This is a genomic window from Collinsella sp. CLA-ER-H10, from assembly GCF_040092475.1.
Classification (GTDB): domain Bacteria; phylum Actinomycetota; class Coriobacteriia; order Coriobacteriales; family Coriobacteriaceae; genus Collinsella.
Genome location: NZ_JBBNLM010000064.1, coordinates 1 through 2,417 on the forward strand (window position 1 = coordinate 1; position 2,417 = coordinate 2,417).

Consider the following 2,417-nt stretch of genomic DNA (forward strand, 5'->3'; position numbering starts at 1 on the left):
GAAGGTTAAATGCCGCTGCATGCATATGCGGCTCCCTTCGCTCAGGGCTTGTAGATACATCGCCGAGCGTAGGGCTATTCCAGATTTCCGCACCAGTCTTGCCGCTGCGGCAACGACATAGGAGTGCGGCAGGCGCTCTGGAAGCCGCTGTATGACTCCATTTTTCCTCAAACCGATTACCTGCGCCATGGACCTCAAATTGTTCGAGTAATCGCCAAAAGAAAGGCCCGCGCAGGATAGCGCGGGCCTTTCACTAGACAAGCTAGAAGAACATGTACCTAGAAGCACCAAACGGGGCAGACGCAACGCGAGAACGTCGCGTGGTCGCAGGACGTCGGATTGCCGTTGCCGAGGACATTGAGGAAGGCGGTGGAGTAGTCCGGAGTCACCGAGCGCTCCCACCAACGGTCGCCAATGGCAATAGCAGAGTTGGTATTATCGTTATTCGTCACCTTGCCCTTGAAGGCCTCGTACTGGCTGCCCTCGGAGGAGGTCCAGGGATAGCTGGATGCCCAGTAGGAGGTGGGGACAATCTCGGAGTAGCTGAGCAGGAACAGCTTGTCGGTCGTTGCCGTCACGGCGGCATCCTTGTCGGTACCGCTCACGTTGTTCGTGAGCTTCTTGACGCTCTTCACCTTCGGCTGGAAATCGGAGGGCATGAGGTTCCAGATCTTGCCGGAGTTCATTTTCTGACGGAGTTCGGACTTCTCCCAACCGCCGGCGTTGGTGTCGATCGCGTTCATGGGGGACCAAATGCCCGTCGAGGTGGTGAGAAACGTTAAACCCGCCTTGCCCGAACCGTCCGCGAGGTCGTCGTGGTTGATGCCGATGATAGATTGACCTCGTAGGCGGGTATTCCTAGGAGATACCCCCATTACAGTCTGAAATAGGCCATCGATAAATTTCGATGGCGAGCATTCGGCGCATTGCCTACGATACGGGCAAGCCCCGAGGGGCCGCCGATCGGGCGCCTCCGGATGGCCGTCTGCCCCTGCCCCGTAGAGGGCCCGGGGGGTGTTGCCACCGGGGGCGCTCGCCGCTCCGGACGACTGATAGGAAACTGCCGGGCGCAAGCGCCACGGCCAGGTAATGTGGGTGTCGCGGGGAGGGGTTCCGATCGGCCTACCGATTGGAGGATACCACCGTGGCACCAATTAGAATGCCGGAAGCCGTCATCGGGCTCGATGTCGGGAAATCGTCCCACTGGGCATGCGTCGCGACTCGAGATGGCGAGGTGCTGTTGAGCACCCCCGTCGCGAACAGGGAGGACGACCTGGACTCGCTGTTCGGCCGCTTCCCCGATGCGCTCGTGGTCGTCGACCAGTCGCGCAACATAGGCGCCCTCGCGCTCGCCCGCGCCAGGGCGGCCGGGATGTCGGCGGCGTACCTGCCGGGACTCGCGGCGCACGGGGCCGCCAGGCTCTTCGCCGGCGACGCCAAGACCGACGAGCGAGACGCGATGGTCATCGCGAAGACGGCGCTTGGCATCCCCGACGCGCTCCTGCCGGTCGGAGACCCAGGTCCGACGATTGCGGCGGCGAGGGCGCTGGCCGCCCAGAGGAACTTCCTGACCTGCGAGAACACTAGGAATAAGAACCGGCTGCGCAGCATCCTGCTGGAATCGTGCCCCGCCTTCGAGGCACTGGTCGACCTGTCCGACGGGCCCCAGCTGAGGCTCATGGCATCCCTCGGCGGGGCCTGGTCGGTAGCCGACGCCGGGCCCCGCAGGGCGGCGGCGCTCACGCGTGGGGCGGCGCGCGGTAAGATCGAGGCCCTCGTCCGCTCGACAACCTCCTCGACAAGGCCGGATGCGTCGGTCGTCGCCGCCGAGGACCGGGCGGTGAAACTGCTCGCGCGCAGGATATCCGAGAACTCGGCGGAGATCGAGGCGATCACGGCGGAGATCTCCGCCCTGCTCGAGGGCGACGATACCTACCGATGCCTCCTGACGGTGCCGGGCATCGGGCCCAAAACCGCTTCCGAGCTTGCGATCTCCATCGACATCGAAGACTTCCCCAGTCACGACAGGCTCGCGTCGTACTGCGGCCTGGCGCCGCGCAACCGCCAGTCGGGAACCTCGATCTCCTCGGTGACGGCATCGCGCCAAGGCAACAAGAGGCTGAAGAACCTGCTCATATTCTCATGTAACTGCCTTACCCGGACAGAGGGGAGATGGGGCGACTACTACACCAGGTGCCGGGAGCGGGGCATGTCGCACGGCAAGGCGCTCAAGGCGCTGGCGCGAAAGAGACTGAAGGTCATCTACGCGGTCATGCGAGACAGGGTGCCTTACGCAGCCTAGCCGAAACGCACCGAGCAGACTGAAGCCCACCGGCCTAATGGCTTGGCGTCAGCATGCCGCGATTCGGTCGCACGGAGAGCATTTCCCAGTTGACAAAACTATAGGAACACCCCCC

Annotated in this window: 3 protein-coding genes; 1 reads left to right on the forward strand and 2 read right to left on the reverse strand. The window is 63.3% G+C overall.

Annotation, left to right across the window (positions count from 1 at the left end; translation table 11 throughout):
- Together AAAX36_RS09740 and AAAX36_RS09745 are read right to left on the reverse strand one after the other, a co-directional pair.
- The coding region (locus tag AAAX36_RS09740; RefSeq protein ID WP_349075380.1) for a hypothetical protein at nucleotides 1-189 on the reverse strand (189 nt) is incomplete at its 3' end.
- Between the two features lie 89 nt (nucleotides 190-278).
- A complete protein-coding gene (locus AAAX36_RS09745) occupies nucleotides 279-743 on the reverse strand; it encodes a DUF6273 domain-containing protein (protein ID WP_349075382.1) in 465 nt (154 codons plus the stop codon).
- Nucleotides 744-1,144: 401 nt separating this feature from the next.
- On the opposite strand from AAAX36_RS09745, the gene AAAX36_RS09750 reads away from it, so the two are divergent.
- Complete coding sequence (locus tag AAAX36_RS09750; protein WP_231500848.1) at nucleotides 1,145-2,302, forward strand: IS110 family transposase; 1,158 nt, start codon at nucleotides 1,145-1,147, stop codon at nucleotides 2,300-2,302.
- Nucleotides 2,303-2,417: the final 115 nt, after the last annotated feature.